General features: G+C 62.8%; 23 protein-coding genes and 1 pseudogene. 15 read left to right on the top strand and 9 right to left on the bottom strand.

From position 1 onward, the window contains the following. Positions 1–449: 449 nt before the first annotated feature. Positions 450–1,403, bottom strand: a complete 954-nt coding sequence (locus YUO_RS41805; RefSeq protein ID WP_035727686.1) for a cyclase family protein — start codon at positions 1,401–1,403, stop codon at positions 450–452. Positions 1,404–1,614: 211 nt separating this feature from the next. Here YUO_RS41805 and YUO_RS0126115 point away from each other — a divergent pair, with 211 nt between their 5' ends. Further along, positions 1,615–2,703, top strand: a complete 1,089-nt coding sequence (locus YUO_RS0126115; RefSeq protein ID WP_028349919.1) for a TRAP transporter substrate-binding protein — start codon at positions 1,615–1,617, stop codon at positions 2,701–2,703. A gap of 60 nt (positions 2,704–2,763) precedes the next feature. Here YUO_RS0126115 and YUO_RS0126110 read toward each other — a convergent pair whose 3' ends face one another. Further along, complete coding sequence (locus tag YUO_RS0126110) at positions 2,764–4,062, bottom strand: Spy/CpxP family protein refolding chaperone (protein ID WP_028349918.1); 1,299 nt, start codon at positions 4,060–4,062, stop codon at positions 2,764–2,766. Between the two features lie 291 nt (positions 4,063–4,353). Further along, a pseudogene (locus YUO_RS49000) lies at positions 4,354–4,477 on the bottom strand (short-chain fatty acyl-CoA regulator family protein); the annotation flags it as partial. Between the two features lie 169 nt (positions 4,478–4,646). Here YUO_RS49000 and YUO_RS0126105 point away from each other — a divergent pair. From YUO_RS0126105 to YUO_RS0126080, 6 genes are read left to right on the top strand one after another with little or no spacing between them, the layout of a single operon-like run. Next, a complete protein-coding gene (locus YUO_RS0126105; RefSeq protein ID WP_028349917.1) occupies positions 4,647–5,354 on the top strand; it encodes a TetR/AcrR family transcriptional regulator in 708 nt (235 codons plus the stop codon). After that, positions 5,351–6,136 carry an HlyD family secretion protein gene (locus tag YUO_RS0126100; RefSeq protein WP_028349916.1) on the top strand — a complete coding sequence of 262 codons (786 nt, stop codon included), beginning with the start codon at positions 5,351–5,353 and terminating at the stop codon, positions 6,134–6,136. The genes YUO_RS0126105 and YUO_RS0126100 overlap by 4 nt, the downstream gene beginning before the upstream one ends. Further along, complete coding sequence (locus tag YUO_RS0126095) at positions 6,133–7,080, top strand: ABC transporter ATP-binding protein (RefSeq protein WP_028349915.1); 948 nt, start codon at positions 6,133–6,135, stop codon at positions 7,078–7,080. The genes YUO_RS0126100 and YUO_RS0126095 overlap by 4 nt, the downstream gene beginning before the upstream one ends. Further along, complete coding sequence (locus YUO_RS0126090) at positions 7,077–8,243, top strand: ABC transporter permease (protein WP_028349914.1); 1,167 nt, start codon at positions 7,077–7,079, stop codon at positions 8,241–8,243. The genes YUO_RS0126095 and YUO_RS0126090 overlap by 4 nt, the downstream gene beginning before the upstream one ends. A 6-nt stretch (positions 8,244–8,249) precedes the next feature. Further along, on the top strand, positions 8,250–9,584 hold the full coding sequence (locus tag YUO_RS0126085; RefSeq protein WP_035727683.1) for an adenylate/guanylate cyclase domain-containing protein: 1,335 nt from the start codon (positions 8,250–8,252) through the stop codon (positions 9,582–9,584). An 11-nt stretch (positions 9,585–9,595) separates the two neighbouring features. Then, on the top strand, positions 9,596–10,510 hold the full coding sequence (locus YUO_RS0126080; protein WP_028349912.1) for a PhzF family phenazine biosynthesis protein: 915 nt from the start codon (positions 9,596–9,598) through the stop codon (positions 10,508–10,510). A gap of 13 nt (positions 10,511–10,523) precedes the next feature. Here YUO_RS0126080 and YUO_RS0126075 read toward each other — a convergent pair whose 3' ends face one another. Continuing rightward, positions 10,524–10,988, bottom strand: coding sequence for a DUF488 domain-containing protein (locus YUO_RS0126075; RefSeq protein WP_035727680.1), 465 nt, complete (start codon positions 10,986–10,988; stop codon positions 10,524–10,526). Positions 10,989–11,132: 144 nt separating this feature from the next. On the opposite strand from YUO_RS0126075, the gene YUO_RS0126070 reads away from it, so the two are divergent. Beyond that, entirely contained in the window at positions 11,133–12,104 is a 972-nt protein-coding gene (locus YUO_RS0126070) for a Bug family tripartite tricarboxylate transporter substrate binding protein (protein ID WP_028349910.1), read from the top strand. Positions 12,105–12,112: 8 nt separating this feature from the next. Here the strand turns inward: YUO_RS0126070 and YUO_RS0126065 are convergent, their stop codons facing one another. Both YUO_RS0126065 and YUO_RS48995 read right to left on the bottom strand, forming a co-directional pair. Next, entirely contained in the window at positions 12,113–12,937 is an 825-nt protein-coding gene (locus YUO_RS0126065) for a DUF72 domain-containing protein (RefSeq protein WP_028349909.1), read from the bottom strand. A gap of 205 nt (positions 12,938–13,142) precedes the next feature. Further along, positions 13,143–13,751, bottom strand: a complete 609-nt coding sequence (locus YUO_RS48995; RefSeq protein WP_051379666.1) for a phasin family protein — start codon at positions 13,749–13,751, stop codon at positions 13,143–13,145. 215 nt (positions 13,752–13,966) lie between these two features. On the opposite strand from YUO_RS48995, the gene YUO_RS0126055 reads away from it, so the two are divergent. The 3 genes from YUO_RS0126055 to YUO_RS0126045 all read left to right on the top strand — a co-directional run bounded on the left by YUO_RS0126055 (position 13,967) and on the right by YUO_RS0126045 (position 17,145). Beyond that, entirely contained in the window at positions 13,967–14,161 is a 195-nt protein-coding gene (locus tag YUO_RS0126055; RefSeq protein WP_028349908.1) for a hypothetical protein, read from the top strand. Positions 14,162–14,405: 244 nt separating this feature from the next. Then, positions 14,406–15,536, top strand: a complete 1,131-nt coding sequence (locus tag YUO_RS0126050; RefSeq protein WP_028349907.1) for a glycosyltransferase — start codon at positions 14,406–14,408, stop codon at positions 15,534–15,536. Positions 15,537–15,645: 109 nt separating this feature from the next. Then, entirely contained in the window at positions 15,646–17,145 is a 1,500-nt protein-coding gene (locus YUO_RS0126045; RefSeq protein ID WP_028349906.1) for a glycosyltransferase family 39 protein, read from the top strand. 13 nt (positions 17,146–17,158) lie between these two features. On the opposite strand, the gene YUO_RS0126040 is transcribed toward YUO_RS0126045, so the two are convergent. Both YUO_RS0126040 and YUO_RS41795 read right to left on the bottom strand, forming a co-directional pair. Next, positions 17,159–19,054: a CHASE2 domain-containing protein gene (locus YUO_RS0126040; protein ID WP_028349905.1), complete on the bottom strand. Its 1,896-nt coding sequence runs from the start codon at positions 19,052–19,054 to the stop codon at positions 17,159–17,161. Positions 19,055–19,065: 11 nt separating this feature from the next. Further along, positions 19,066–19,587: a FecR domain-containing protein gene (locus YUO_RS41795; protein WP_035727677.1), complete on the bottom strand. Its 522-nt coding sequence runs from the start codon at positions 19,585–19,587 to the stop codon at positions 19,066–19,068. 294 nt (positions 19,588–19,881) lie between these two features. On the opposite strand from YUO_RS41795, the gene YUO_RS0126025 reads away from it, so the two are divergent. The 4 genes from YUO_RS0126025 to YUO_RS0126010 all read left to right on the top strand — a co-directional run bounded on the left by YUO_RS0126025 (position 19,882) and on the right by YUO_RS0126010 (position 25,209). Beyond that, the gene (locus tag YUO_RS0126025) at positions 19,882–20,577 is read left to right on the top strand and encodes a DUF899 family protein (RefSeq protein ID WP_028349904.1); all 696 of its coding nucleotides are present in this window, start codon (positions 19,882–19,884) and stop codon (positions 20,575–20,577) included. 406 nt (positions 20,578–20,983) lie between these two features. Beyond that, entirely contained in the window at positions 20,984–22,324 is a 1,341-nt protein-coding gene (locus YUO_RS0126020; protein ID WP_028349903.1) for an RtcB family protein, read from the top strand. Between the two features lie 268 nt (positions 22,325–22,592). Beyond that, positions 22,593–23,747, top strand: coding sequence for a DUF2778 domain-containing protein (locus YUO_RS0126015; protein ID WP_083754720.1), 1,155 nt, complete (start codon positions 22,593–22,595; stop codon positions 23,745–23,747). Positions 23,748–24,447: 700 nt separating this feature from the next. Beyond that, positions 24,448–25,209, top strand: coding sequence for a Crp/Fnr family transcriptional regulator (locus YUO_RS0126010; RefSeq protein ID WP_028349901.1), 762 nt, complete (start codon positions 24,448–24,450; stop codon positions 25,207–25,209). 94 nt (positions 25,210–25,303) lie between these two features. Here the strand turns inward: YUO_RS0126010 and YUO_RS0126005 are convergent, their stop codons facing one another. After that, positions 25,304–25,501, bottom strand: a complete 198-nt coding sequence (locus tag YUO_RS0126005; RefSeq protein ID WP_028349900.1) for a hypothetical protein — start codon at positions 25,499–25,501, stop codon at positions 25,304–25,306. Positions 25,502–25,921 lie beyond the last annotated feature (420 nt).

Here is a 25,921-nt window from a genome sequence, read left to right as displayed (position 1 = left end):
AGCCATCCATGGCGAACGTACTCACCACTGGGGCCTGGTTTTCTGCCCCGACCGGAAAACCCTCGTTTTTCACCCGATTGTTGCGCGTTCAAATCGAAGCCCGTCAGCGGCGGGCTGACCGTGTCGTTGCGCAGTACCTTGCCGCCCGCGGGTTCAAACCGACTGAGGACGCCGGGCATCGGACCGGGCGTCTGCTTGCTAAAGCGGGGCGGCAGCCATGATCACACTCATCCTCGTGCAGTTGGCAACCAGGCTCGCGCGCCTTGGGAAGGAGGGTCTTGAGGCGTGGCACGAAGCTCAGCGCCTTCGCCGTCTCCTTCCGGGCCCGACCGAGGAGTAGCCCGGTTGGCGTGAACAGACGCGAAAGCAAAAATCCGAGCTTCGGTTCTGGTTCGACCAGAACCGAAGCGCGAGCGACGGTCATGCGGGTTACGAACTGTGATAAGCCGCTACCTCACCGCGATCGGCGACACCGTGGAGCCCGAGCCGCCCTGAATTTTGAGCGGCTGCATCACAAAGGCGAATTCGCCGACGCCCTTTTGCGCGAGCTCGTCGAGCTTGAGATTCTCCAACAGATGGATGCCGTTCACCACGAGCGCGATCTGGTGCACCGGAAGCGACAATTGCTTGTCGGGGTTGGGTGAGACCTCGACCGGCCAGTTGTCGGCGCCGAGCAGCATCGGGTCCTTTGCGGCTAGCCAGAGCGCGGCCGGCACGCCGATGCCCGGGCAGGATTTCACGTAGCGCGGGTTGTCCTTGCCGTAGAGCTTGCCCCAGCCGGTGTGAATGAGCACCGCGTCGCCGGGCTGCAGCGTCAGGTTTTGCTTCTTCAGGGCACCCTCGAGATCTTCCACGGTGATTTCGTAATTGTCGCCCAGCATCTCGACGCCCTTGAAGCCGGCGACGTCGATCAGCACGCCGCGCGTGAACAGCGTGCCCACATTATGGATTCCGAACTTCTTGAATCCGGTGCGATCGCTATTCTCGTCGACCTTCTGGCAATTGTACCAGCTATTGAGGTGGGTCTGGTGCGCAAAGCCGTCGAACTGCGTGCCGACCTGGCCGAGCTCGGTAATGATAATCTCTTCGTTCGAGCCACGCATGTTGGAGAACTGGTTCATGAACGTGCGCTTGGTATGCATATCGAAGCGCCGCGTTCCGAAGAACGCCATGCTGGGACCGAGCACGTGCGCGAGCTCGATCACCTCGCCGGTTTTGATCAGCTTCGCCGCGTTCATCACGGCCGCGGGCTTCTGGTGATTGGCCGAACCGCGCTCGTCGGCCGCGCCCCATTTCGACGGACAGCGCTGGCTTTCGGACGGAACGGTCCAGGTTGGCGCTTGCGCGTAGGCAGCGGCGGAGAACGCAAGCGCGATCGCCGCACCCAATGTGAATGCTTTCATCGGTAACCTCCCAGGAGAGGGCGCTCTGGAGACGGCACCCCTGGGATAAATAATGCTGGTCCGATTGAGGCGGTTCAAGCGACAATTCGCCTGATGACGGTGAGGTTGTGCTTTCACGCATGCCTCGAAGTCCGTTATGATGAGATCAAACGGACGCGGAAGGCGCTTTGTCCCACGCCAATCGACTTTCCTTTAAGGGAGTAAGCACATCATGAAACGCCGTACCTTCCTCAAAGGCAGCGCCGTGGTCGGCGCGACGACGCTGGTTGCGGCGCCTGCGATCGCGCAAGCAGCGCCCGAGATCAAATGGCGTTTGACTTCGAGCTTTCCGAAGTCGCTCGAAACCATCTTCGGCACGGCGCAGACTTTCGCGAAATACGTGGCTGATGCCACCGACAACAAGTTTCAGATTCAGACCTTTGCGGCCGGCGAGATCGTGCCCGGCCTGCAGGCGCTTGATGCGGTGAGCTCTTCGACCGTCGAGATCGCGCAGACGCCGCTCTATTTCTACATCGGCAAGGAGCCGGCGCTGGCCTATGCGACGGGCGCGCCGTTTGGCATGAACCATCGCCATCAGCATTCCTGGTGGACGTTCGGCGGCGGCGCTGATCTCTGCAACGAGGCGCTGAAGCCCTTCAAGGCGCACGCGATTCTGTGCGGCAATTCCGGCACGCAAATGGGCGGCTGGTTCCGCAAGGAGATCAAGACGGTCGACGATCTCAAAGGCCTGAAATTCCGCATAGCAGGCATGGGCGGCCATGTGCTCGCAAGGCTTGGCGTCGTGCCGCAGCAGATCGCGGGAGGTGACGTATATCCGGCGCTCGAGCGAGGAACGATCGATGCCGCGGAGTTCGTCGGTCCCTATGACGATGAGAAGCTCGGCTTCTACAAGGTGGCTAAGTACTACTATTTTCCCGGCTGGTGGGAAGGCGGGGCCATGCTTCACATGGCCGTGAACGACGAGAAGTGGAATGCGCTTCCCAAGCCATACCAGGCGATCCTCAACCAGGCCGCTTCGGCAGCCGGCGCGTGGATGATCGAAAAATATGACAGCGTCAATCCTGCGTCGCTGAAGCGGCTTGTCGCCAATGGAGCGGAGCTGCGCGCGTTTCCGCAGCCGGTCATGGAAGCCTGCTACAAGGCCACGCAGGACCATCTGAACGAAATCGCCGAGAAGAAACCGCTGTTCAAGAAGACCAAGGAGAGCCACGACGCGTACATGAAGGAAGTGCTGTTCTATACGCAGATCGCGGAGAACTATTACGACAACTACCTGCTCAGCAAAATGCGCAAGGGGTGAGGGCGCCGATCGGTCGGGAAGTGGAATTGCTGGTCGGTTTGGCGCCAGTAAGCCGTCTGGTCATGGCGCTCGTTTTGGTCCGATCAACTCGAATTGAGACTTCTGCTCATCACTCAGTGTGGCATAGAAGTCTTCCAGAGCGTCGCTCACCAGATTGATGGCTTGTTGCATGGTACTGAGCCGACCATCCATCGCGGCGAGGCGAGCGTGTGGGGTGATCGCATCTTTCGGCTGACATTCATAGCTTAGCATCTCGACAGCTCTGGCGCTGGCACGCTGCAGCCGTTCAAGCGCGTCGCGTTGGGCATCGTTCGGGTGTAGCGTGGCTTCGATCTCGCCGGCCGGCCATTGCAACGCGGCTGGCAGGGACGCTTCGCAGCCTTGGTCCGGCGCCGCCTTCATGGCCCCGTTTGCGGACGCCGTCTTGAGCTGATCGTCAGCGAGTGCGTTGAGCCGTGTTTTCTGCTCGTCATTCAGCAGATCATAAAGTTCCCCCAGCAGCGGCTCCATGGATATCACTGCAGTGAGAATAGCCGCTGTGCGCTGCTGCATCAGGGCCAATCGGGCCGGCGCGGTTGATCCGGGCTGCATCGGGCAAGATGCCTGAATGATCTGAGCGGCCGAGTTGGACGTGTCGGCAAGACGGTCCAGAGCGGCCCGTTGCGCCTCGGTCGGCTGAATCGCCCGCTGAATCTGATCAATGGCGAGACCGCTAATCTCGTGGCCGGCATCACCGCAGAGCTGCTGCAGCGGCGGGATCCTTCGTTCTCTTCGGCCGGAAGAATCCGGTGCCATGTAAGCTGCTAGTTCGTCACTGCCGTAAGGCCCAAAAATTCCGGCATAAATGTCGGGGTAGCCGTAGTCCCAGAAGCCGATGCCATCGCCGAAGATGGCATAACCATAAATATCATTGTAGGCGAACGGCCAGAACAACGGCCCAACCCAGCCATATCCGCCATGGCCATGCGACCACCACCCGTCTGTAGTGTCACGGTCACCATGCCAGTGAGCAAGCGCGGCAGTCGCGGCGATCTGCCTGCGTGCCGCGGGGTCGGTGAATAGCCTGCCAACAACCAACCCCTCCTCGCCGGAGGGCTGGTTCGTAGCGGACGGGATGTTTTGTAAAGCGACCGGTGCGCTTTTTAGAGCGACGGGAGCGTTTTTGATCCGACGGGCATGCACCCGGCGGTGATGCTTGGGGCGGCCAAGGAACAGCCCTGGCGCAAGCACGCGGGCGAATGCGGATTTCACGCTGCTCAGTGGGCCGAGAGCAAAATGTCCGCGCCCTTTCGCAGTGGCGGCACTCGACAGCGCGGTCACCAGTACGACAGCGATTACTGTAACGCCGAACTTCGACATGGCACCTCCCGTGCCAAGCCTTGGCCGCATCACTTATGACGCCGCACAGGACCGAAAGTTCCTTGTAAGCAATCATGCAGACCAGGCGTCGCGCTTGTCGCGTAGATCACTGCCTTGCCCACGCAACGCGCCGCAAGAATGCAAGCCCATATCCATCCGTCGTCCCTGCGAACGCACTGGCGTTCGTTTTTGCAAAGGCGGCTGACTCATCACGCAATGGATAAGCCGCGGCGTATGGGTCCCTGCGTTCGCAGGGGCGACCGGCGAAGACGTGGGGCAAGAGGCGGGCCCTCACAACTCCCGCGCATTCGAAAACGCAAACGAGGACACCCGCCGCGTGATCGTCCAGGATCAGCGTCCGCGTGATCGGCGGCTCGGCGCGCTGGCTGGAGTTTTCGCGCTCGCAAGTGACGCAGGGAAGGGCTGCGGCCTTAGCGGATACCCCACATATGCGGGATGTGATGCTTCCTTGCTGACACGCAAAATCCTTGCGCCGGCATCTCGCGGACTTCGGTCACGTCCATGTGAAAGCCTCGGCTCCGTTTGAAATTGACAATGACTGACCAGTCAGTCATAAATGAGGCATGACAAATGAAGCCACCAAAAGCGCCAGGAAATCCGCCTTGAAGCCGGCCGATCGCCGGGCCGGGGCGAGGGCACCGGCCTCCTCGAAGCCCAAGCCGGCCTCCAACCGCGCCGAGCGCGCTGCCGAGCGGCGCGGGGCCATCATCGCGGCGGCGATGGACGAATTCATCGCGCGCGGCTTTGCGGCGACACGGCTCGACGACATCGCAAAACGCGCCGGCGTCGCCAAGGGCACGATCTACCTGCACTTCAAGGACAAGGAATCGATGTTCGAGGAATTGATCCGGACCGCGATCGTGCCGCTGGTCACCCGCCTCTGGGCGACGCCCCCGCAGCCCGGAGCATCGGTGCGCGACATGGTGGAGGGCTTTGCCAAAACCTTTATCGAGGAGGTGGCCGCCACGCGACGCGGCGACCTCGTGCGGCTGATCGTTGCCGAAGGTCCGCGATTTCCAGAAGTAGCCGACTTCTATTACCGCGAAGTGGTGTCGCGAGGCCTTGCGGGCATGCGCGCGCTGATCGAACTCGGCATCGCGCGCGGCGAAATTCAACACAAGAACCTGGCGCGGTTTCCGCAAATCATGGTGGCGCCGGCGCTCATCGCCGTGATCTGGCAGAGCCTTTTCAGCAGACATGCGCCACTGGATGCCCTCGAAATGTTTCGGGTGCATCTCGATCTGATTTTTGGCGAACGGAGAACGGCATGACTTCGTCGCGAACGATAACGATCCTGGCCGCGCTGGCGCTGGCCGCAGTGCTCTCCGGCTGCCAGGAGCGCAGGGATCCGGGCTTTCAGGGCTGGGTGGAGGCCGACATGATCTTCGTAAGCCCCGACGAAAGCGGCCGTGTGACAAAACTCAATGTGCGCGAGGGCGACGAGGTGAAGCCCGGCATGCAGCTCTACACCGTCGACGACGATTTGCAGCAGGCCGACCTCAATCAGAACAAGGCGACGCTCGCCAATGCGCAGCAGACCTATGACCGCGCGGCGTCGCTGAGCAAGACCGGCTCCGGCACGCAGGCCAACCTCGATTCGGCAACCTCGGCGTTGCGCGTCGCGGAAGCCCGCGTCAATACTTCGCAGACTCGCCTCGCGCGGCGGAGCGGCTTTGCGCCGGTCGCCGGTACCGTCCAGCAGGTCTATTTCCGCGAAGGCGAGATGGTGCAGGCGCAACGGCCCGTGCTGTCGATCATGCCGCCAGGCAACATGAAGATTCGCTTTTTCGTGCCGGAGACGGAGCTGCCGAAGCTTGCGATCGGCGACGAGGTCAAGGTGACCTGCGACAATTGCGCGCCCGATCTCACCGCAAAAATCTACTTCATCGCGACGACGGCGGAATACACCCCGCCGGTCATCTACAGCCTCGATGAACGCAACAAGCTGGTCTACCTGATCCAGGCGCGGCCGAGCCGGCCCGACGCGCTGCGTGTCGGCCAGCCGGTCAGCGTATTCCTCAACGCCCGGACGCCGGTAGCGGAGAAGAAATGAGTTCGGTTTCGACGACATCTGCCGCGGATATCGCCATCAAGGTCGACGGGTTGTCGAAATCGTTCGGCGGCCGCGAGGTCGTGCATGACCTCTCGATGCAGGTGAAGCGCGGCTCGATCTACGGCTTTCTCGGGCCGAACGGATCCGGCAAGACCACCACGATCCGCATGCTGTGCGGGCTGCTGACACCCGATGCCGGCGAGGGCACCTGCCTCGGCTACGACATCCGCCGCGACGCCGACAAGATCAAGCGCCTGGTCGGCTACATGACGCAGCGCTTCAGCCTGTATCAGGATCTGTCGGTGCGCGAGAACCTCGAATTCGTCGCGCGGCTTTATGGCATGCGCGACGCGCGGGGCGCTGCACGTGACATGATCCGGCGGATCGGCCTGAGCGGCCGCGAGGAGCAGCTTGCCGGCGAACTTTCCGGCGGCTGGAAGCAGCGGCTCGCGCTCGGCGCCTGCACGCTGCCCAATCCGCAACTCCTGCTATTGGACGAGCCGACGGCCGGCGTCGATCCCAAGGCGCGGCGCGATTTCTGGAACGAGATCCATGCGCTGGCCGCCGAAGGGCTGACGGTGTTGGTCTCGACCCATTACATGGACGAGGCCGAGCGCTGTCACGAGATCGCCTATATCGCCTATGGCCACCTCTTGGCGCACGGCACGGTGGACGAAGTGATCGCGAAATCGGCGTTGTCGACCTACACGGTTTCCGGCGACGACCTCAACGGGCTTGCGGCCGAGCTCGCCGGCAAGCCCGGCATCGACATGGTGGCGCCGTTCGGCACCAGCCTGCACGTCTCGGGGCGCGACAAGTCCGCGTTGGAAACAACCATCGCGCCTTATCGCGATAAGAGGGGATGGCGCTGGGAGGACAGCGAGCCGTCGCTGGAAGACGTGTTCATCGATCTCATGAACCGCTCAAAGGACAATTTCCAATGAGTGTAACCGATGCTGCCAGCCAAAATCGCGGCGTGACGGAGCCTGCTTTCGGCTTCTGGCGGCGCAGCTTTGCGATGCTGGTCAAGGAATTCATCCAGCTCCGTCGCGACCGCGTCTCGTTCGCGATGATCGTGATGATCCCGGTCATGCAGCTATTGCTGTTTGGCTATGCCATCAATACCACGCCGCGCCATCTGCCGACGGCTGTGCTGATCCAGGAGGACAGCGATCTGGCGCGCTCGGTGCTGAAGGCGCTGGAGAATACCAAATATTTCCGCTTCACCCGCGAAGTACACAGCGTTGCCGAATTCGACGATCTGCTGCAGTCCGGCAAGGTGCTGTTCGGGGTCGAGATCCCGCGCGGCTTCGAACGCGCGGTGCGGCGCGGCGACCGTCCGGCGCTGCTTGTCGCGGCTGATGCGACCGATCCGGTCGCGGCCGGCTCCGCGCTGGGCACGCTCGGTGCAGTGGTGCAGACCGCGCTCGCGCACGACCTTCACATCGGCGATCCGCCCGCGATGCCGTTCGAGATCAGGGCTCATGCCCGTTACAACCCGGCCGCGGAATCTCGGCTCAACATCGTGCCGGGCCTTGTCGGTACCATCCTGACCATGACCATGCTGATCTTCACCGCGCTGTCGGTGACGCGCGAGATCGAGCGCGGCACCATGGAGAGCTTGTTGTCGATGCCGATCAGGCCGGTGGAGGTGATGTTCGGCAAGATCATTCCCTACGTGATCGTCGGCTTCATCCAGGCCTCGCTGATCGTCGGCATCGGGACCTTGCTGTTTGGCGTACCGATTCTCGGCAGCGTGGCGCTGCTGGCGGCACTGACGACGCTGTTCATCACCACCAACCTGTCGATCGGCTACACCTTCTCCACCATCGTGCAGAACCAGTTGCAGGCGATGCAGATGTCGATGATGTTTTTCCTGCCGAGCATTCTGTTGTCCGGCTTCATGTTTCCGTTCGCGGGCATGCCGGTCTGGGCGCAGTATCTCGGCGAGGGACTGCCACTGACCCATTACATCCGCATCGTCCGCGCCATCATGTTGAAGGGCGCGGCTCCTTCCAACCTGCAATACGACACGATTGCACTCATTGTACTGATGCTGGTGGCAATGACGATCGCGGTGACACGCTTCCGCCGCACGCTCGACTGAGATTATATGCGCATCGTCATTCCGGAGAAGACAGTGAAGTTCTGGGGCAAGGGGAAGAGCGATCAAGAGCTGGCGGTGTCGGCCGACTTCCAGCGCGCGCTGACGCAGGAAGTGATGGCAACCGAGCTGCTGCGCATCAAGGCACTGATCGCAACCACAACGCTTTTGGCGCTCATTCTCTGGACCGTCTACCTGGTTGCGCCCGAGGCGGTGAGCCGCGTGTGGCACGGCAATCTCAAGCCGCACTATCTCTATTCGGTCATGGTGCCGTTCATCCTGTTCGAACTCTGGGTGCATGGGGCGATCACCCGCCACATGCGTCAGGGGCGCGACCTACCCATATTCCGGCGCTATCTGGGCGCGCTGATCGAGACCTCGATGCCGACGATCGCGCTGGCGCTGCACATCAACAGCATGGGATCGGTCGCGGCGCTCGGCTTCGTGACGCCGATGGCCTATTTCATCTTCATCATCCTCTCGACGCTGCGGCTGGACTTCTGGCTCTCCACCTTCACCGGCGCGATCGCCGCCGTTCAATTGTTTTGCATGGCGATCTTCTATCATCCGCCCACGGGCGACGCCGAGCCGAGCATTTACTACCACGCCGCGCGCAGCCTGATCATCCTGATCTGCGGCATGCTCGCCGGTGCGGTCGGCCATCAGTTGCGGCGGCAGTTCGAGGCGAGCATCAAGGCGGCGACCGCGCGCGACCGCATCACCAATTTGTTCGGCCAGCACGTCTCACCGCAAGTGGTCGAGCGGCTGATGGCCGAGGGCACGAAAGCCGACAGCGACATCCGCCGCGTCGCCGTGATGTTCGTCGATTTCCGCAGCTTCACCGCCGGCGCGCGCACGCGCACACCGCAGGAGGTGGTGGATCGGCTCGACGGCGCCTTTGCCGTCCTGGTCGACATTCTCGATCGGCACGGCGGCATCGTGAACAAATTTCTGGGCGACGGATTCATGGCGTTGTTCGGCGCGCCGCTGCAGGCGCCGGACCCGGCGCACCGCGCGGTCGCCGCGGCGCGCGAAATGCTGGAAGCCAATGCGCGGATTAACGAGGCGGCAAGCTGGCCGCTGCGCATCGGCATCGGCATTCACCTCGGCGAGGTGGTCGCCGGCAATATCGGCTCGCCGCGGCGCAAGGAATACACGGTGATCGGCGACACCGTGAACTTCGCCTCGCGGCTCGAAGCGCTCAACAAGGACTTCAACTCGCAGTTCCTGATCTCCGAAGCGGTTCGCGACGCGCTGGGCGAAGCGTGCCGCGATGCCGTCTCGCTCGGCGAGGTGGAGGTCAGGGGCTATGAGCGGCCGATGGCCGTGTGGCGGTTGGCATAGGGAGAGAAAGAATGCAAAGGCGTTATATCACTGTAGACGTTTTCACCGACCGCGCCTTCGGCGGCAATCCGCTGGCCGTCGTGCTCGATGCCGGCGGGCTGTCGACCGAACAGATGCAGGCGATCGCCACCGAGTTCAACTATTCGGAGACGACCTTCGTGCTGCCGCCGCGCGAGAGAGCGAACGACGCGCAGGTTCGTATCTTCACCGTGAACCGGGAGATACCCTTTGCCGGCCACCCCAATGTCGGCACCGCCTTCGTGCTGGCGACGTTGGCGGAAAAGCCGCCGGCGCGGCTATTGTTCGAGGAAAAGGCTGGCCTCGTGCCGGTCGAGATTCTGACGGATCATGGCAAGGTCGTCAGCACCGAATTCACGGCGCCGCAGCCGTTGAAACGGATGTCGCATGTCAGTGTCGAACAAGCAGCGGCCTGCCTCTCGCTGTCGGCTGACGACGTCAAGACCGACCGTCATCCGCCGCAGGTCATCTCGGTCGGCCTGGCCTTCCTCGCGATGGAAGTTGCCTCTCGCGAAGCGCTGCGACGTGCCAGGCCAGACGCCGCGGCGTTCGCCAGAACCTTTCCGTGCGACGGCAGCGACGCCGTTTACTTCTATACGCGTGAGGTGCCGGCCGGTGAGAAGCCATGCGACTTGCAGGCACGGATGTTTCATCCCGGCGCCAGCGGATTGTCCGAAGACCCGGCCACCGGCAGCGCGACGGCCGCCTGCGCGGCGCTGCTTGCCGATCTCGACCCCACCAAGGACGGCGAACTGAAATTGCGGATCGGGCAGGGCATCGACATGGGCCGGCCGAGCCTGTTGCTGACGCGCGTCCGCAAAGAGAATGGCGTGATTTCATCCATTCACGTCGGCGGCAGCAGCGTGAAGATGATGGCGGGCACGTTCCGGCTTGAAGGAAACGAGTGACGGATCACGAGGTCTACAATTGCGGCGCGACCAGATTTTCCACCTTCACGCCGTCGCGATCCTCGATGATCTCGGCAATCCATTGGCGGTGACAATGAGAATGGTCGCGCTCATAGCAGAGAATGCAGACGGGTCCCGATTGCTTCACCAGCGCCGAAAGCTCGTCGAGCTCCTCCTTGGCCTGAGCGGTCTTCAGGTGCTTGGAATAGATCCTGTGAAGGAGATCGAACTTGCCGCTGCGCGCCGCCTCGCGGCCCTCCTTCGGCGTTCCCAGCCCCTTCAGGTGCAGATAGGAGATGCCACGCTCGTCGAGGCCGGCCGCGAGCTGAGTTTTGGAGAAGCCCGGCCGCCGCGAGGAAGCAACGGCGCGGACGTCCACCAGGAGCTTGACGCCCGACGCTTCCAGCTCGTCGAGCACAGCCTTCGCCGGCGTCTGCTCATAGCCGATGGTGAAGAGGCGCTTGGTCTTGCGGGCCATGTCGATATCCGGTGCGTTGATCTGTCATCGGGAAAGCTAGGGTCGTGCGCGGATGATTTCCATATGCCGCGTTGCCGCCGGGCGCGGCATGTCGCATAGTCCCTGCAAAGAGCCTGTCGAAGGCCGCACGCACGGGGGGACACGATGAACCGATTTTGCCGGACGCTGGCAGGACTGCTCGCGCTTGTCGTTTGTGGCATTGCCGCAGCGCACGCCCAGACAAGCTATCCCGATCGTCCGGTGAAGATCATCGTCCCGATCGGGCCCGGCGGCAGTTACGATCTGGTCGGGCGGCATCTGGCGGATGCGCTGTCGAAGCGGATGGGGCAGGCCTTCGTGGTCGAGAACAAGCCCGGCGCCGGCACCGTCGTCGGCACGCAGGCAGCAAGCCAGAGCGAGCCGGACGGCTACACGCTGGTGGTCGGCGGGCTCTCCAACATGGCCTTCAATTCGGCGCTGTATTCCAAGCTCGGCTACGATCCGCGCAAGGATTTCGTACCGGTCGCGCTGGTCTACAGATTCGGTTACGTCATGGTCGGCCGCAAGGATTTGCCGCATAGCAAGCTCGCGGACATCGTCGCCGCCGCAAAGGCCAATCCCGGCTCGATCTCGGTCGCGACGGCAGGCGTCGGCACCGGTCAGCAACTGGTAGCGGCTGCCTTCATGAAGGCTGCGGGCGTCAAATTCCTGGAGGTGCCCTACAAGGGGTCTCCGCCGGCCTTCACCGACCTGCTGGCCGGCCGCATCGACCTGTTCTTCGACTCAATCGCCGCCGGGCTGCCTTATGTGCAGTCCGGGCAGGCGCGGGGCATTGCGGTGCTGTCGTCGAAGCGCAGCCCGCTGGCGCCTGATGTGCCGACCATGTCTGAGGCGGGCGTGCCCGGCCTCGACGTTGATTCCTGGCTCGGCATTTTCGCGCCGGCAAAGACGCCGCCGGACGTCATCGCCAAACTGCGCCGGGAAATCCGTGCCTCGCTGCCCGAACTCAAGGAGCGTTTCGAGAAGAGCGGCGGCGAGCCGTGGGAGCTGCCTGACGACAAGGTCGATGCGTTCGTCGCGTCCGAATACGAAAACTGGACGAAACTGATCCGCGAGGCCGGCATCAAGCTCGACTGAGCGTTTGATTATTTGACGCGCTCGATCAGCTCCATCGCACCCGCAGGCGCACGCACCTTGCCTTCGTGGATCACATACGCGAACACGTCGCGCGGTATCTTGTTCGGCCTCGCCTTGTCGACGCGCGGCAGGTCGTCGGGCTCGCCGCCGGCGGCCCAGGCCTGAAAGCGCTTCGCCCAGGCGTCGAGCTGCTTCGGCGGATAGCAGGTCTTCAGTTCGTCATTGCCCTTCTGCAGGCGCGCATAGACGAAATCGCTGACGACGTCGGCGATCGCGGGATATTTGCCGTGCTCGGCGAATACGACCGGCGTCTCGAATTGTCGCAGCAATGCGATGAATTCCGGTACGCAGAAACTGTCATGCCGCACCTCGACCACGTGGCGCAGCCCGCGACCGTCGAGTTTGCGCGGCAGCAGTTCGAGGAATTTGCCGAAATCGGCCCCCTCGAATTTTTTGGTCGGCGCGAATTGCCAGAGCACCGGGCCGAGCCGGTCGCCAAGCTCCATCACGCCGGAATCGTAGAAGCGCTTTATGGAGTCTCCGGCCTCGGCCAGCACGCGACGGTTGGTCGCGAAGCGTGGTCCCTTCAACGAGAACACGAAGCCGTCGGGCACTTCACGCGCCCATTTGCGAAAACTCTCCGGCTTCTGCGAACCGTAATAGGTGCCGTTGATCTCGATCGAGGTCAGCTTCGAGGCAGCGTAGGAAAGCTCCTTCGCCTGCGCGAGCTTCTCCGGATAGAACACACCGCGCCACGGCTCGAAGGTCCAGCCGCCGATGCCGATATAGATGCTGCCGCTGCTGGTTGCGGTCGACTTGGAGGCCTTGCTCACTGGAAGACTCTTCGGACAGGGGGAGGGCTGACGGATGTTAGCCAAATCGGCTCTGGTTGGCCAGTTGTCGCAGCCGGCGGCAAAGCTTTCGGAATACAAGCGCGCGGTCTCGTGGGGCCCTTTTCAAAAAAAGAAGCTCCGGAAAACCGGAGCCTCTCCCTTTCGCTCTACGCAAAAGCCGTGGTTTCAACACGCCCAGGGCTTGTTATGGCTTGTTATGTCTCTCCGGCGCCTTGCCGACCAGGCCCTGAAATGGCTGCAGCGATTGCTTGGCAAGCCGGTTGTGAAGTTCGCAGATCTTCTGCGACTCGGCCACTGACGTCTCGTAAGCCCGCTTCACAAATTCGCTTTGAACCGTCATCGCCTTGTCGAGCGAGCGAACGCCGCTGAGCTGTTCGACAAAGGACCCGAAATCCTCGAGCGATTTCCTTGTGTAGTCGCGATAGGCGTTCGCGATGGTCTGCAGGCTGACCGGCGCAGGCTCCGCCGCGGGTTCGACTGGCGCGGGCGGGATCGCTGCGGCCTCGGCTGGCGCGGGCTCGGCCGGCGAGGGCGCCGCGGTCGGCTGCGGCTCCGGCGATGCGGCGACGGCTGGTTCGGCGACGGCCGGCTGATCGACCTTCGGGCTTTCCGCCTGAGCCGGCTCCGGCTGCAGCGGCGGATCCTGATCCGGGCTTTGCAACTCAACCGGCGCCGGGCTCGCTGTTGGGCTCACCGTCGGCTTCTCTTGGGGAGCGGCCTTTTTGCCCCGCTCTCCCTTCCGGTTGCGCCGTCCGGATTTCCCGGTCGGCTTGCCCTGATCTGTATTCGACATCTGCTTCCCCTATTCCCTGTCAAATCAAAGGTCGAGACTCCGCCATGTTTGCGATCTAATCGCGGTTCTTGCTTGTCAGTTGCGCGGCACTCGCGTGGTCAGATTTTGAAAGTGGACTCGATGGCCGATTTTCTCAATGGTCGACGCAGGGACTATTCCTCCACGCGCTTTTTCCATGATATCAGTTCCCGGTCAGGCGTAGGGGAACGTTGAGTATGAATTCGCAGTCATTCGCCGGTCTTTTGGGAGCCATCGTCGCCTCGATCGTGATGGTAGTCGCCGTCGCCTACGGGCCGATCGGCCAATATGGAAAGCCCGCCAAACCGGCCAGCATCCAGCAACCGGCACCGGTGCAGCCGGTTCCTGCGCCAGCGCCGCGTGGGCCGGTGATTCGGGAAGTGCCGAATTAGGAGAGGCGGATCGCCCCTTGCGGAACGCGGGCGGTGTTCCCATGTTGTATTGAACGGCGACGTTGACGCTTCAAGGCTCCGGCGCTCGAACGACCATGAATAGTTTGGCTGCGCCGGATGTACGCGCGCCCGCTGTTCGTGGTCGTTGGCATTTTAGGCTCTTCCTTAAGCCCGTTTTCCCCGATTGAGTGGCTGTTCCGGAACCCTTGGCATGTGAGGCGGCTGCGGATATACGCTGGCTGCCATGAATGACGTCATCAAACCGGGCCCCGAAACCCCGTCGCAGGCCGGTTTGCCTGAGCTTTCGGTCGTCGTCCCGACATTCAACGAACGCGACAACGTGACGGTGCTGTACCGGCGGCTGGAGGCGACGCTGGCCGGCATCGCCTGGGAAGTCGTCTTTGTCGACGACAATTCCCCCGACGGAACCTGGGAAGTGGTGCGCGGGCTGGCGCGGAAGGACTCCCGCGTCCGCTGCATCCGCCGGATCGGGCGACGCGGACTGTCGGGTGCCTGCATCGAGGGTATCCTGGCATCGAGTGCGCACTATGCCGCGGTGATCGACGCAGACCTGCAGCACGACGAGGCGCAACTGCCGAAGATGGTCGCGCTGCTGCGGAGCGGTGAGGCGGAACTGGTGGTCGGCAGCCGCTATATCGAGGGCGGCAGCGCCGACAGTTTCAACAAGCAGCGGGCAGGCGCCAGTCAGCTTGCGACCGAGGTCGCCAAGCGCACGCTGAAGGTCGAGATCGCCGATCCCATGAGCGGCTTCTTTGTGATTCGCCGCGATCGTTTCGAGCAATTGGCGCCGCAACTCTCGACCCAGGGCTTCAAGATCCTGCTCGATATCGTCGCCTCCGCGCAGGGCAAGCTGCGCGCCGTCGAAATTCCCTATACCTTCGGCTCGCGCCAGCATGGCGAGAGCAAGCTCGATTCCATGGTTGCGCTGGATTTCCTCGGGCTGGTGCTCGCGAAGCTGACGCATGACGTGGTGTCACTGCGTTTCCTGTTGTTCGCGATGGTCGGGGGCACGGGCATTGTCGTACATCTCGTGGCGCTGTTCATTGCGCACGAAATCTTCAATACCCGGTTTGCTGAGGCGCAGGCCATTGGTGCGCTGGTCGCGATGACCAGCAATTTCATTCTGAACAATTTCCTCACCTATCGCGACCAGCGGCTGAAGGGATTTGCGATCCTGCGCGGCCTGCTGCTGTTTTATCTGGTGTGCGGCGTCGGCCTGCTTGCCAATGTCGGGGTGGCGTTCTCGATCTTCGAGCAGGAGCCGATCTGGTGGCTCGCGGGGCTTGCCGGCGCGCTGATGGGCGTGGTCTGGAATTACGCCATGTCCGGTCTATTCGTCTGGCGCAGGCGATGATCGATAGCGTTTTCGAGCGAAGTGGATACCCGGTTCGCGTGAAGAAAACGCGTCAAAACAACAAACTGGAGCCCGGTCCTGATGCAATCAGGTCCGGTAGGACTCCAAGATGACCTCGAACGAGGCGCGGGTTGCCCTCAACACGGGTCTGGCGATCCTGGCGCTGATCGCGCTACGCCTGATCGCTGCCGCGTTCACGCCGATCACCTTCGACGAAGCCTATTACTGGATGTGGTCGAAGCATCTGGCCGGCGGCTATTACGATCATCCGCCGATGGTCGCCGTGGTGATCCGGCTCGGCACCCTGATCGCAGGCGATACCGAATTCGGCGTGCGGCTGGTCTCGATCCTGCTGGCGCTGCCGATGAGTTGGGCTATCTACCAGGCCGGCGCCATCCTGTTTGGCAGCCGGCGCGTGGCGGCCTCGTCGGCAATCCTTTTGAACATCACGCTGATGGCCGCCGTCGGCACCATGATCGTGACACCGGACGCGCCGCTGCTGGTCGCTTCCAGCCTCCTGCTGTTTGCGCTCGCCAAGGTGCTGCAGACCGGTCGCGGCGTGTGGTGGCTCGCAGTCGGCGCCGCCGCCGGTTGCGCGCTGCTGTCGAAATACACTGCGCTGTTCTTCGGACCGGCTATCCTGATCTGGCTGATCGCCGTTCCGAAACTGCGGCACTGGCTGATCTCGCCCTGGCTTTATCTCGGCGGGCTCGTCGCGCTCTTGATGTTTGCGCCGGTCATTCTATGGAACGCCGGGCACCACTGGGTCTCCTTCATCAAGCAGATGGGGCGCGCGCGGATCGAAGATTTCCGTCCGGTCTACATCGCCGAGCTGCTTCCGACGCAGATCGCATTTGCGACGCCCTTGGTGTGGGTCCTCGGCGCGATGGGGCTTTACGCGCTCTTGCGCCGCCGCGCCGGTGCGCCGCCGGCGCGCGCGCTGGTCAACGCGACGTTCTGGATCATCGTCGCCTATTTCGTCTGGCATTCGCTGCATGCGCGCGTCGAGGCGAACTGGTTTGCGCCTGTTTACCCGGCGTTTGCCATCGCCGCCGCCGTCGCTGCCCATCTGGTCGAGTGGGAGCCGCGCTGGCAGCGCCTGGTCGATTTCTGCCGGCGTTGGGCGGCGCCGAGCGGCGTTCTGTTGTTCGTGCTGCTGGTCGTGCAGGCCGACACCGGTGTGCTGTCGGGCTATCGCCGCGATGCCACGGTGCGCAGCGTCGGCGTCGGCTGGCGCCAGACGGCCGATGCGATTGAGGCGGCGCGGGCACGAACGGGCGCCACCTGCGTGCTGGCCTCTGACTATGGCACCACCGGCTGGCTCGCCTTCCATCTGCCGAAGGGCACTTGCGTGGCGCAGCAGAGCCACCGCTTCCGCTGGGTCAACATGGGTGAACCCGACGCGGTGCAGCTCGCCGGTCCGTTGCTCTATGTCCGCGAGGTCTTCAAAGACGATGCTCCGTTGAAGGGCAAGTTCGCCCGCGTCGAGAAGATCGGCGAGGTCGAACGCAAGCGCGGTCCGTTCGTGATCGAGACCTATGCGCTTCTTCTCCTGCAGGGCCCGAAGGGCGACGTGTTTGACCGCACGCCGCCGCCGGAACTGCAGTAGGCCGCGAAGCCGGTCACTCCGCGGCGTCGGGATGCGAGCGTTGATCCATCGTGGGATGTTCGCCGTGCCACAGCCATACCGTGAGGGTGCCCGACCTGCCGCGGATCTGCGCCTCGACGGGGCCGGCGAGGCTCCCGGTTTTCAGCCGGGCGCCGGCGCCTTCGGCCGCGACGCGTAGCGTATCGCTCAGCGCCAGCCTGACATCATGGCGGGCCGCCACCTCCATCAGACGGCTCGCCACGTTCACGGTGTCGCCGGCTGCGGTGATGTGCTGATGGTTGCGGCCACCGAGCCGGGAGGCGACAATCGGCCCGAAATGCGCGCCGATCTTGAAGCCGATTCGATGCGCGATTGCCGGCGGCAATGCTTCAATCCAGCGTTCGGTCTTAACGCAGAGCGCAATCGAACATTGTGCCGCGCGCGTAGCGTCATCCTCAGCCGGCTTCGGCAAGCCGAACAGGATCATGGCGCCGTCGCCGAGAAAACTCGTGATCATGCCGCCGCATCGCGTCGCTTCCTTGTCGACCAGAGCGTGAAATTCCTTCAATAGCCCCCGCGTGGCATCCGGATCGAGCGTTTCGCTGAGCGAAGTAAATCCAGAGAGATCGACGAACACCACCGCGGCATTCTGCCGGACCGGCGCCAGCAGGAAGTCAGGATCGCGTGTCAGCCATTCCTGCAGGCCCGGCGTCTGGAATTGTTCGAGCAGTCTGTTTTGTACGGCGAGATACTGGGCGCTGCGCCGGCCAGACCATAGCTGGACCGCGCCGAACAGCATGAGCGGCGGCGCTGTTGCGGCAATGGTCGTCGCGGCGTCGAGCCAGATGCCGTGCGCGAAAGCAATCGTGTTCGCGGTCGCCCATGCCAGCACGACCGCGCTGACCGCCACGAGACCGATCGGGTTTCGCCGCCACACCAGCAAACCGACCAGCAACATCGGGAGCAGGATCGCCGTGATCGCCCCGGCTATGCGAACCGTTTGGTTGCGCACGAGGCCGTCCCCTGCGACCAGGTGCGTAATCGCAGTGGAAATGATTTCCACCCCAGGCATCAGTGAATCGAACGGCGTCGGAAAGAAGTCGCCGGCGCCGGTCGCGGTCGCGCCGAGCACGACGATGCGGCCCTGAATCGCTTCCTTGTCGATCTGGCCGTCGACCAGATTGGCGGCGCTGATCGTGCGAATGGTCTGGCGTGGGCCGTAATAGGAAATCGGCAGCGCATAGTGGGAGGCGGTTGGGATCGGCCGATCGCCGAACCTGAGGCGGTCGGGCTCGATCGTCAGCGGTTGGTGGATCGCGATCGATGCGACACGGAGCGGAAACGACAACTCGATCTTGTCGCGTGTCCGGAACAGCATCGGGACCGAGAGCGGCGTGCCGGTCTGGCCCGTTGCAACATTGGCGATACCGACTTCCGCGCGGTCGGCGAATGCCGGCAACGGCAGCAGGAAGCGGCTGGCCTTTGGCAGGCCAGCCAGTGGGCCATCGTTCTCCGCGGAAGGCTGAACGGTGTTCGAAAATACCGCAGCCGCTGCAAGCACCGTCGGACTAGCCGCGAGCGATTTCGCGAGCGCCGCATCGCCGTCGGCCGGTCCCTTGTCGATCAGCAGGAGATCGATCGCGATGACCTTCGGCTCCAGCCGCGCGATCGCCTCGACGATTTTGGCTATCTCTGCGCGCGGCAGGGGATAGGTGCCGACGAGTTTGACGAGGGTGTCGTCGATCGCAACGATCGTGACGAGGTCCGGCGGCGCCTTCACGCCGCGCGCCAGCGTGCGCACGTCGATCAATGCCGACTCGAGCCGGTCGAGAAACCGCAAGTGACCGGCCGAATGGCCGAGCCATATCGCGCCTGCCCACAATCCCGTGCAAAGCAACACAACCAGAATATGAAGGCGTCGACGGCTCATCCGTTTGGCTTCTATTGTCCCAATCTTGCCATCAGGGCCGCAACGCGCGGAGGCGGCCAGCGCTTGATGATCAACTCGCCCGACGGCTCGACATCGACGCCATCACCGGCGCCGAGTACGACGCTGCCGCGGCCGGCGGGCCGCGCCACGCGCACGCGGCCATCGACGACGAAGACCGATGTCTTTGCACCTTCGGCGTCCACCGTCCATTTGGTACCGCGCACCGCGGCAATCGCCTGCGGCGTCATCACCTCGAACCTGACACGGCCCGGCTTCTTCGGCACTTCGAGCAGCAGGGCCTTGTTACTGAGTTCGACGGAATCGACCTGGCCATCACGGTTGCGATCCCTGAGTTCGAACTTCGCGCCGCTTTCGGCCACGATCGTGATCGCGTTCTGGCAATGCAGCGTTTGCGTTCCCTGGGCCGTAGATGTGGACGTGCAGCCTGATTTTGCCGGCTGCGCCGCCGCAGGTCCGGCGAACAGCAGCATGCCTGCGAAGGCGATCGATCCGGCGCGTGCCAGCATTGTCATGGCGGCTCCCTCTTGGGGGCGGCGAAACAGAGGAATAGGGCGATACGGTACCGTATCAAGCGCCGCGATCCAATGCAAAGCCAATAGACGATAGTATGTCGGCCTTCGGCGGGTAAGGTTCGGCGAAGTCTTCCGATCCGGCAGTTCAGCAAAAAGATCCGGTAAATCGGCACGGAAACGGCTCGAAAGTGGACCGAAACGGCGGCTGGAACATCGAAATTTCCGTTGCGGAGATGTCGGACCGACGAGGCGCGAAACGTCTTGTAACCACTCGACCACAACCGAGGTGTTGCCATGTCCAGTACCGCACTGAAACCCGCCGCCGACCTCGCCCGCGGAAACAGCGTGCGTTTTCCCAACGAGAGCGCCGAATATCGTCGCGCCCGCGACCAATTGCTGGCCGAGGAGATTGAACTGCGCCGTCACATCGAACGGGTCGCCGAACTGCGCCGGGCGTTGCCGCCGGGCGGCGTGGTGACGAAAAACTATCAATTTGAAGGCGAGGGCGGCAAGGCCACCCTGTCGGACCTGTTCGGCGACAAGCAGACGCTCGTGATCTACAGCTACATGTTCGGCCCGCAGCGCGAGCAGCCATGCCCGATGTGCACGTCCTTCATGAGCACCTGGGAAGGCAAGCTGCCCGACGTCGAACAGCGCATCGCCTTCGTGTTCGTGGCGCGCTCGCCGATCGCGCGATTGATCGAGGCGAAGAAGGCGCGCGGCTGGACACGCCACAGGATCTATTCGGATGGGTCGGGCGATTATACGCGCGATTATGTCAGCGCGGCGGATGCCGATGCGCCCGGCTACAATGCGTTCACCCGGCGGGACGGCAGCATCCGCCATTTCTGGTCCGGCGAGATGGGACCATCGACCGCCGATCCCGGACAGGACCCGCGCGGCGCCCCCGACTTCGATCCGCTGTGGACCATTCTGGATACCACGCCGGAAGGGCGCGGCAAGGACTGGTATCCGCGGTTGAGCTATTAGCGAGGTGCTCACGCCTGACGCCGACCCATTTACAAATCCAGAAATAGGTGTAAGTGATCGCGTGCTTCCGCCGATCCATGGAAAGATGATGCGTCGTATCGATACCCATTCGTCACGTTGTGCAGGCCAGCCGGTCGTCCGGCATGGTCGTGCCTTGGCGTGCGCAATTGGCGTGCATTCGATCGACGCATCGTATCCGCAAGGAAAACTACCAGCCCTAACGCGGCAGCGGGTCTCCCTCTGCCGCCGAGGCAGGGAATGATCCGCGGTATGCCACTCGTGGCAAGCTCGACCTTGTAATTCCTCCCTGCCTGCAAAACCAACTGACCTGCGTCGCGACTGATGCCGGTCCTTCCGAAGTCCTGAACGGCCAGCGGAACGAAGTAATGCAGTGAAGGAGAGTGAGATGCGATCCGATCCCTACCGGGAGCGCGCCAGGGCGCTGGCCGTTGAAGCGGGGCTCGACCCCGATGCGAAGATCGATCGGCCCGGCCAGCGGCCGATGCCGACGTGGTGCCTGTTTCGCGATGCCGCGCGCAAGGAGAAGCTTGCGCGTGACGCGGAGGCCGCTGCTTCCGATATCGCGCAGAGGCCGCAGGCGGCGCAATACCAGAACAGCCCGCTCAAGATCTTCGGCAAGCACGACGACGCCACGATTGCGCAGATGCGCAATTGCATGTCGGTCGGCAACGTGGTCGCCGGCGTCATTTGCGCGGACGGTCATCTCGGCTATGCCCAGCCGGTCGGCGGCGTGATCGCCTATGAGAAGCAGATCAGCATCTCCGGCGTCGGCTTCGACATCGGCTGCGGCAACATGGCCGTGCGGCTCGATATGCCGTTCAGCCAGATCGAAAACAATGTCGGCACGATCCTCAAGGACGTGCGCAACGTGATTTCGTTCGGTGTCGGCCGCACCAATGACGAGCATGTCGAGCATGAGTTGTTTGACGACGATGACGCATGGCGCGAATCCGACATGGGCTCCTACCGGCAGAAGGCGGTCTCGCAACTCGGCACCGTCGGATCGGGCAATCACTATGTCGACCTGCTGCGCGACGAAGAGGGCTTTGTCTGGATCGGCGTGCACTTCGGCAGCCGCGGCCTCGGCCATACCAGTGCGACCCGCTATCTCAAGGCCGCGGGCGGCAAGGACGGCATGAATGTGCCGCCCGCCGTCATCGACGAGGACAGCGAGATCGGGCGGCGCTACATCGCGGCGATGCAGCTCGCCGGCCGCTACGCCTATGCTGGCCGCGAATGGGTGATCGAGCGCGTGCGTAGGACCATCGGCGGCGAAGTCACCGACATGGTGCACAACCATCACAATTATGCGTGGCGGGAGAATCATGGTGGCAAGGATTTGTGGGTGGTTCGCAAGGGCGCAACCCCTGCATTTCCCGGCCAGCGCGGCTTCGTCGGCGGATCGATGGGCGACGACGCGGTCATCGTTGAAGGCGTCGAGAGCGAGGAGGCGAAGGCCTCGCTCTACTCGACGGTGCACGGCGCGGGCCGTTTGTTTGGCCGCAGAGAGGCCAAGCGTCGATTCACGCGGGCGGAGATGGACGCCTGGCTGCAATCGCGTGGCGTGACATTGATCGGCGCCGACCTTGACGAAAGCCCGATGGCCTACCGCAGGCTGCCGGAGGTGCTGGCCGAACACGCCGGCTCGATCAGGGTGCGGCATACGCTGCGTCCGTTCGCGGTGGCGATGGCGGGCGAGAACGAGTTCGACCCGTTCAAGGATTGAGGCCGAACTTGGCCCGTTATGGGACATCCGGCGCTTACGTCACGCCGGGTGTCCCTGATTGGGACCAACGCCCGTATCATTGCGAAGAAATTTCTCCAATAGTTCCATGTATTTGAGCTCGCCTTACATCCGCCCGCGTTTAAGCCGGATTTAACTAAAAGTCGCCTTAATGACGCTCTGTGCCTCTGCGAGATGCTGCCCGGGGACAAATCCGGACGCGGCATCAAAGGGGGACTTGGTGGAACTTGTTGTTCTGGGCGTTGTGTGAATGAGTAAGCGTACGCGTGCGTTCGGTCCTGCGGCCCGCAGCCGCAGGAAATCCTCCCGCAAAGGCATTCCCCAATATTTTCTCGGCGGTGTCGCGATCGCGGGCCTCGTGCTGGGCTGCGCCTGGACCGTCTACACCAACGTGCTCGGCGCCAACATCTATCCATCCGTGAACAACGCCGGCTTCGAGGCGCCCGCCGCCAATAACCCGAGCACCGTCGCGGCGCATGCGGTGCGGCCGGCCTTCAACGAGATCTTCGCATCGCTGGAGCAACGCCCGCTGGTGATGCCCGCCCCGGAGAACGTCGCGAGTTCGCTGATGTTCAACGAAAGGTTCGCAGCCGCCGCCGCGCAAGGCGCGCCCTCGAGAGCGGCCGAATTTAAGCCCGTCGAACCGACGAAACTGGCGGAAGCTTCTCCGCCGGCCGAGGCGCCGAAAGCCGTTCAAGCTCCGAAGCCCGTGGAAGCGGCAAAGCCGAAGATTTCCGCCCCTGCTACCAAGCTCGCCTTGAACGCTCCCGCGCCGGCCCCAGCAGAGACCGAGGCCAAGACCGCGAAGGCATCCGGCTCTACCGTTCGCGACATGGCGCAGCGCGCCAAGGCCGCCGTGATGTCGATTGCTTCCAACGACAAGCAGGCCATGGTCGAGAAGCTGTGGGGCAAGCAGCCGTCGAACTCGCTGCTCGCTTTCGCATCGGCCGACGCCAACGTCACCGGCAGCATCATCGATACACGAAGCCAGAACCCGATGATGGGCGGCTCGCCGCCCTATGACCGTCAGACCGCGGTCTACATCATTTCGGCGAAGACGGTGTATCTGCCCGACGGCACGCAGCTTGAAGCGCATTCGGGCCTCGGCTCGAAGATGGACGACGTGCGCTATTCGCATGTGCGGATGCAAGGCGTGACGCCGCCGCACATCTACGAAATGAAGCCGCGCGAGGCGCTGTTTCACGGCGTACCGGCACTGCGGCTGACGCCGATCGGCGGCGAAGAAAAAATCTTCGGCCGCGACGGGCTGCTCGCGCACACCTACATGCTCGGGCCGAGCGGCCAGTCCAATGGCTGCGTATCGTTCAAGGACTACTACGCCTTCCTCGACGCTTATCGGAATAAGGGCATCCGCCGTCTCGCCGTGCTGGCGAAGCTTCCGTAGGCGGCGCTGCGGCCGCCTCAACGCAGATACGAATTTCAAACAGCCCGCCGAAATCATTCCTGGCTCGCAATGACGTGTTGATAGCGACGCAACACTCGACTGTCGTCCCCCGCCAACGGGTCGCGCGAATGCGCGCCCGATGACAGGCTCCGGCAGGGATCCAGTACGCTGCGGCTTATCGGCGTACGTCTCGCACGCATTCAGCGTCCATCGCATCTCACCGCACGTTCGTGACGATCGCGAGCCGCCCCTCAATCGGGTGAGACGGGTGGAGTTATGCGACTGATTTGCCCTCTACGTTAAGCGGAATATTGTTGATTCTCTCGATTCCCGGGCTTGACACGATTTCTGAAAATCAGAATTGATTTGCCGACAAAAATGGAACGATCTTTTTGATCGCGCAACTTACCGTAGGCCGGAATGGAACCATACAGGCCCCGTAAGCTTACGGTGTTACCCATGCGCATTTGACGGTTGCGTCCGGCGGCCCATTTGCATCTAACTTCTTGAGACACCGCGAGCGGTCTGCCTCGCGCTCGAACGTTTGGAATTTGTTGTTAGAGCGAGAGCATGTTTGAGTGAGTATGCGTAAAGAAGGCATTTTCAGGCTTATGTTACAGCTCCCGTTCCACGACGCTCCAGACGGAGATGGTCGCCGACGCCTCACCAAGGGTTTCCCGCAGTGACGCCTCGCCGCGGAATGGGAAATCGCCTTCTTGCAACATTGCCGGCGTCAGACTTCGATTTGCTGGAGCCCGAGCTTGAGACGATCGCGCTCAATCAGGACGCGGTCCTTTCGCGGGCGGGTGACGCAATCGAGCACGTCTACTTCCCTCATAGCGGCGCCATTTCGCTAATGATCGACATGGCGGACGGACACACGGTCGCCACCGCCGTAGTCGGGCGCGAGGGGGCAGTAGGCATGCTTTCGGTGCTCGGGCCGTCACCTTCAGATATGACGGCGATCGTTCGTGCGGCGGGCACCGCCTTTCGGATCCCCGCATCGCGATTCCACGCCGCTTTCAACCGGAGCCCCGCGATCCGGTACGCTGTCCAGATTCACGTCAGGGCGATGCTGATGCAGCTTCAGCTCGGCTCGGCCTGCAATGCGCTTCACCCGGTCGAGGCGCGCATGGCTCGCTGGTTGCTCCAGCTTCGCGACCGCGTCGACCATGATGTGCTCCCGCTCACCCAGCAGGCGCTATCGCAAATAGTCGGTGTGCGACGCACGACGGTGACGCTCCTGATGCGCAACTTGCGCGCGCGCGGAGCGATCAAGTCCGATCGACGAGGCATGATCGAGATCGATCCGGCGCGGCTCGCGGCGGTCGCATGCGAATGCCACAACGTCATACATCTCGAAGTCGAGAACATGTTCGCGCTCCATTCGGCCCGATCTCGCGCGGCGGTTCTGCCCGAAGATCGGCGCATTCCGGGAATTAAAACGGGCGAGGCCATGTGAGCGCGTTTCTGCGCGACCACTCGACCTCCCGCGTCGCGACTTGCTGCTGCGGCATTCCGGAACGCAACATCGAAGGGGCGGATTCTCCGCCCTATCAGGTTCTCTGCCGCCAATCGCGGTCGAGTGCCGACTCGGATGCCGCCTCGAGCTTCGCAATCTCTCGCAACGCCTTCGCGGTCTGGCGCAACTCGTTGCGCTCAGGGCCCGGCTTCAGCCGTCGTGCCTCGTCAAGAAATTCCTTTGCCTGTAGCAACCAGGTGGATGTGTCGGTTGAGATTTGCATGCGCGCCATGGTGTCCCTCCATCGCGATCATCACTGTGTCGATGCTTACGCCGGGGAGCCGGCGCTTCGATGCTGCACACGGATGCTCGGCTCGTCGACCCAGGCTTCACGGGCAAACCAGGCGTGATCGGCGTGGCAGATCACGCAACGGGTCCGTGCGAAAAACACTGCGCTGCGGCTAAAGCTCTCGCGATCAGTCTTGATGCCGGTGGGAATCGCATGTCCGGTTCGCGGACATTTGACCATGACCATTCCCATATCGCCCTCCCTTGAGATTGGCTTCTATTGTCGTTTGAAAAAAGTACCGGCCGGTTGGAATGCGCCTGTTGTCGGTGCGGGTTACTTGGGGGGCATCGCGCACCGCGTCTGATGGAGCATCGGGGTAGTGGGCCGCGTGCTCATCGCTTGGCTTGTTCCAACCGGCCGGAT

It is taken from the genome of Bradyrhizobium murdochi (assembly GCF_000472965.1).
GTDB classification, from domain to species: domain Bacteria; phylum Pseudomonadota; class Alphaproteobacteria; order Rhizobiales; family Xanthobacteraceae; genus Bradyrhizobium; species Bradyrhizobium murdochi.
This window is presented reverse-complemented; position numbering and strand designations above follow the sequence as displayed.

Coding starts and splice junctions, on each gene's coding strand:
- YUO_RS41805 (WP_035727686.1), bottom strand. CDS start 1,403: ATGAAAGCATTCACATTGGGTGCGGCGATCGCGCTTGCGTTCTCCGCC.
- YUO_RS0126010 (WP_028349901.1), top strand. CDS start 24,448: ATGGGAAATCGCCTTCTTGCAACATTGCCGGCGTCAGACTTCGATTTG.
- YUO_RS0126070 (WP_028349910.1), top strand. CDS start 11,133: ATGAACCGATTTTGCCGGACGCTGGCAGGACTGCTCGCGCTTGTCGTT.
- YUO_RS0126105 (WP_028349917.1), top strand. CDS start 4,647: ATGACAAATGAAGCCACCAAAAGCGCCAGGAAATCCGCCTTGAAGCCG.
- YUO_RS0126015 (WP_083754720.1), top strand. CDS start 22,593: ATGAGTAAGCGTACGCGTGCGTTCGGTCCTGCGGCCCGCAGCCGCAGG.
- YUO_RS0126005 (WP_028349900.1), bottom strand. CDS start 25,501: ATGGCGCGCATGCAAATCTCAACCGACACATCCACCTGGTTGCTACAG.
- YUO_RS0126045 (WP_028349906.1), top strand. CDS start 15,646: ATGACCTCGAACGAGGCGCGGGTTGCCCTCAACACGGGTCTGGCGATC.
- YUO_RS0126075 (WP_035727680.1), bottom strand. CDS start 10,988: ATGGCCCGCAAGACCAAGCGCCTCTTCACCATCGGCTATGAGCAGACG.
- YUO_RS0126095 (WP_028349915.1), top strand. CDS start 6,133: ATGAGTTCGGTTTCGACGACATCTGCCGCGGATATCGCCATCAAGGTC.
- YUO_RS0126055 (WP_028349908.1), top strand. CDS start 13,967: ATGAATTCGCAGTCATTCGCCGGTCTTTTGGGAGCCATCGTCGCCTCG.
- YUO_RS0126025 (WP_028349904.1), top strand. CDS start 19,882: ATGTCCAGTACCGCACTGAAACCCGCCGCCGACCTCGCCCGCGGAAAC.
- YUO_RS0126040 (WP_028349905.1), bottom strand. CDS start 19,054: ATGAGCCGTCGACGCCTTCATATTCTGGTTGTGTTGCTTTGCACGGGA.
- YUO_RS0126085 (WP_035727683.1), top strand. CDS start 8,250: ATGCGCATCGTCATTCCGGAGAAGACAGTGAAGTTCTGGGGCAAGGGG.
- YUO_RS0126100 (WP_028349916.1), top strand. CDS start 5,351: ATGACTTCGTCGCGAACGATAACGATCCTGGCCGCGCTGGCGCTGGCC.
- YUO_RS41795 (WP_035727677.1), bottom strand. CDS start 19,587: ATGACAATGCTGGCACGCGCCGGATCGATCGCCTTCGCAGGCATGCTG.
- YUO_RS0126020 (WP_028349903.1), top strand. CDS start 20,984: ATGCGATCCGATCCCTACCGGGAGCGCGCCAGGGCGCTGGCCGTTGAA.
- YUO_RS48995 (WP_051379666.1), bottom strand. CDS start 13,751: ATGTCGAATACAGATCAGGGCAAGCCGACCGGGAAATCCGGACGGCGC.
- YUO_RS0126050 (WP_028349907.1), top strand. CDS start 14,406: ATGAATGACGTCATCAAACCGGGCCCCGAAACCCCGTCGCAGGCCGGT.
- YUO_RS0126080 (WP_028349912.1), top strand. CDS start 9,596: ATGCAAAGGCGTTATATCACTGTAGACGTTTTCACCGACCGCGCCTTC.
- YUO_RS0126110 (WP_028349918.1), bottom strand. CDS start 4,062: ATGTCGAAGTTCGGCGTTACAGTAATCGCTGTCGTACTGGTGACCGCG.
- YUO_RS0126090 (WP_028349914.1), top strand. CDS start 7,077: ATGAGTGTAACCGATGCTGCCAGCCAAAATCGCGGCGTGACGGAGCCT.
- YUO_RS0126115 (WP_028349919.1), top strand. CDS start 1,615: ATGAAACGCCGTACCTTCCTCAAAGGCAGCGCCGTGGTCGGCGCGACG.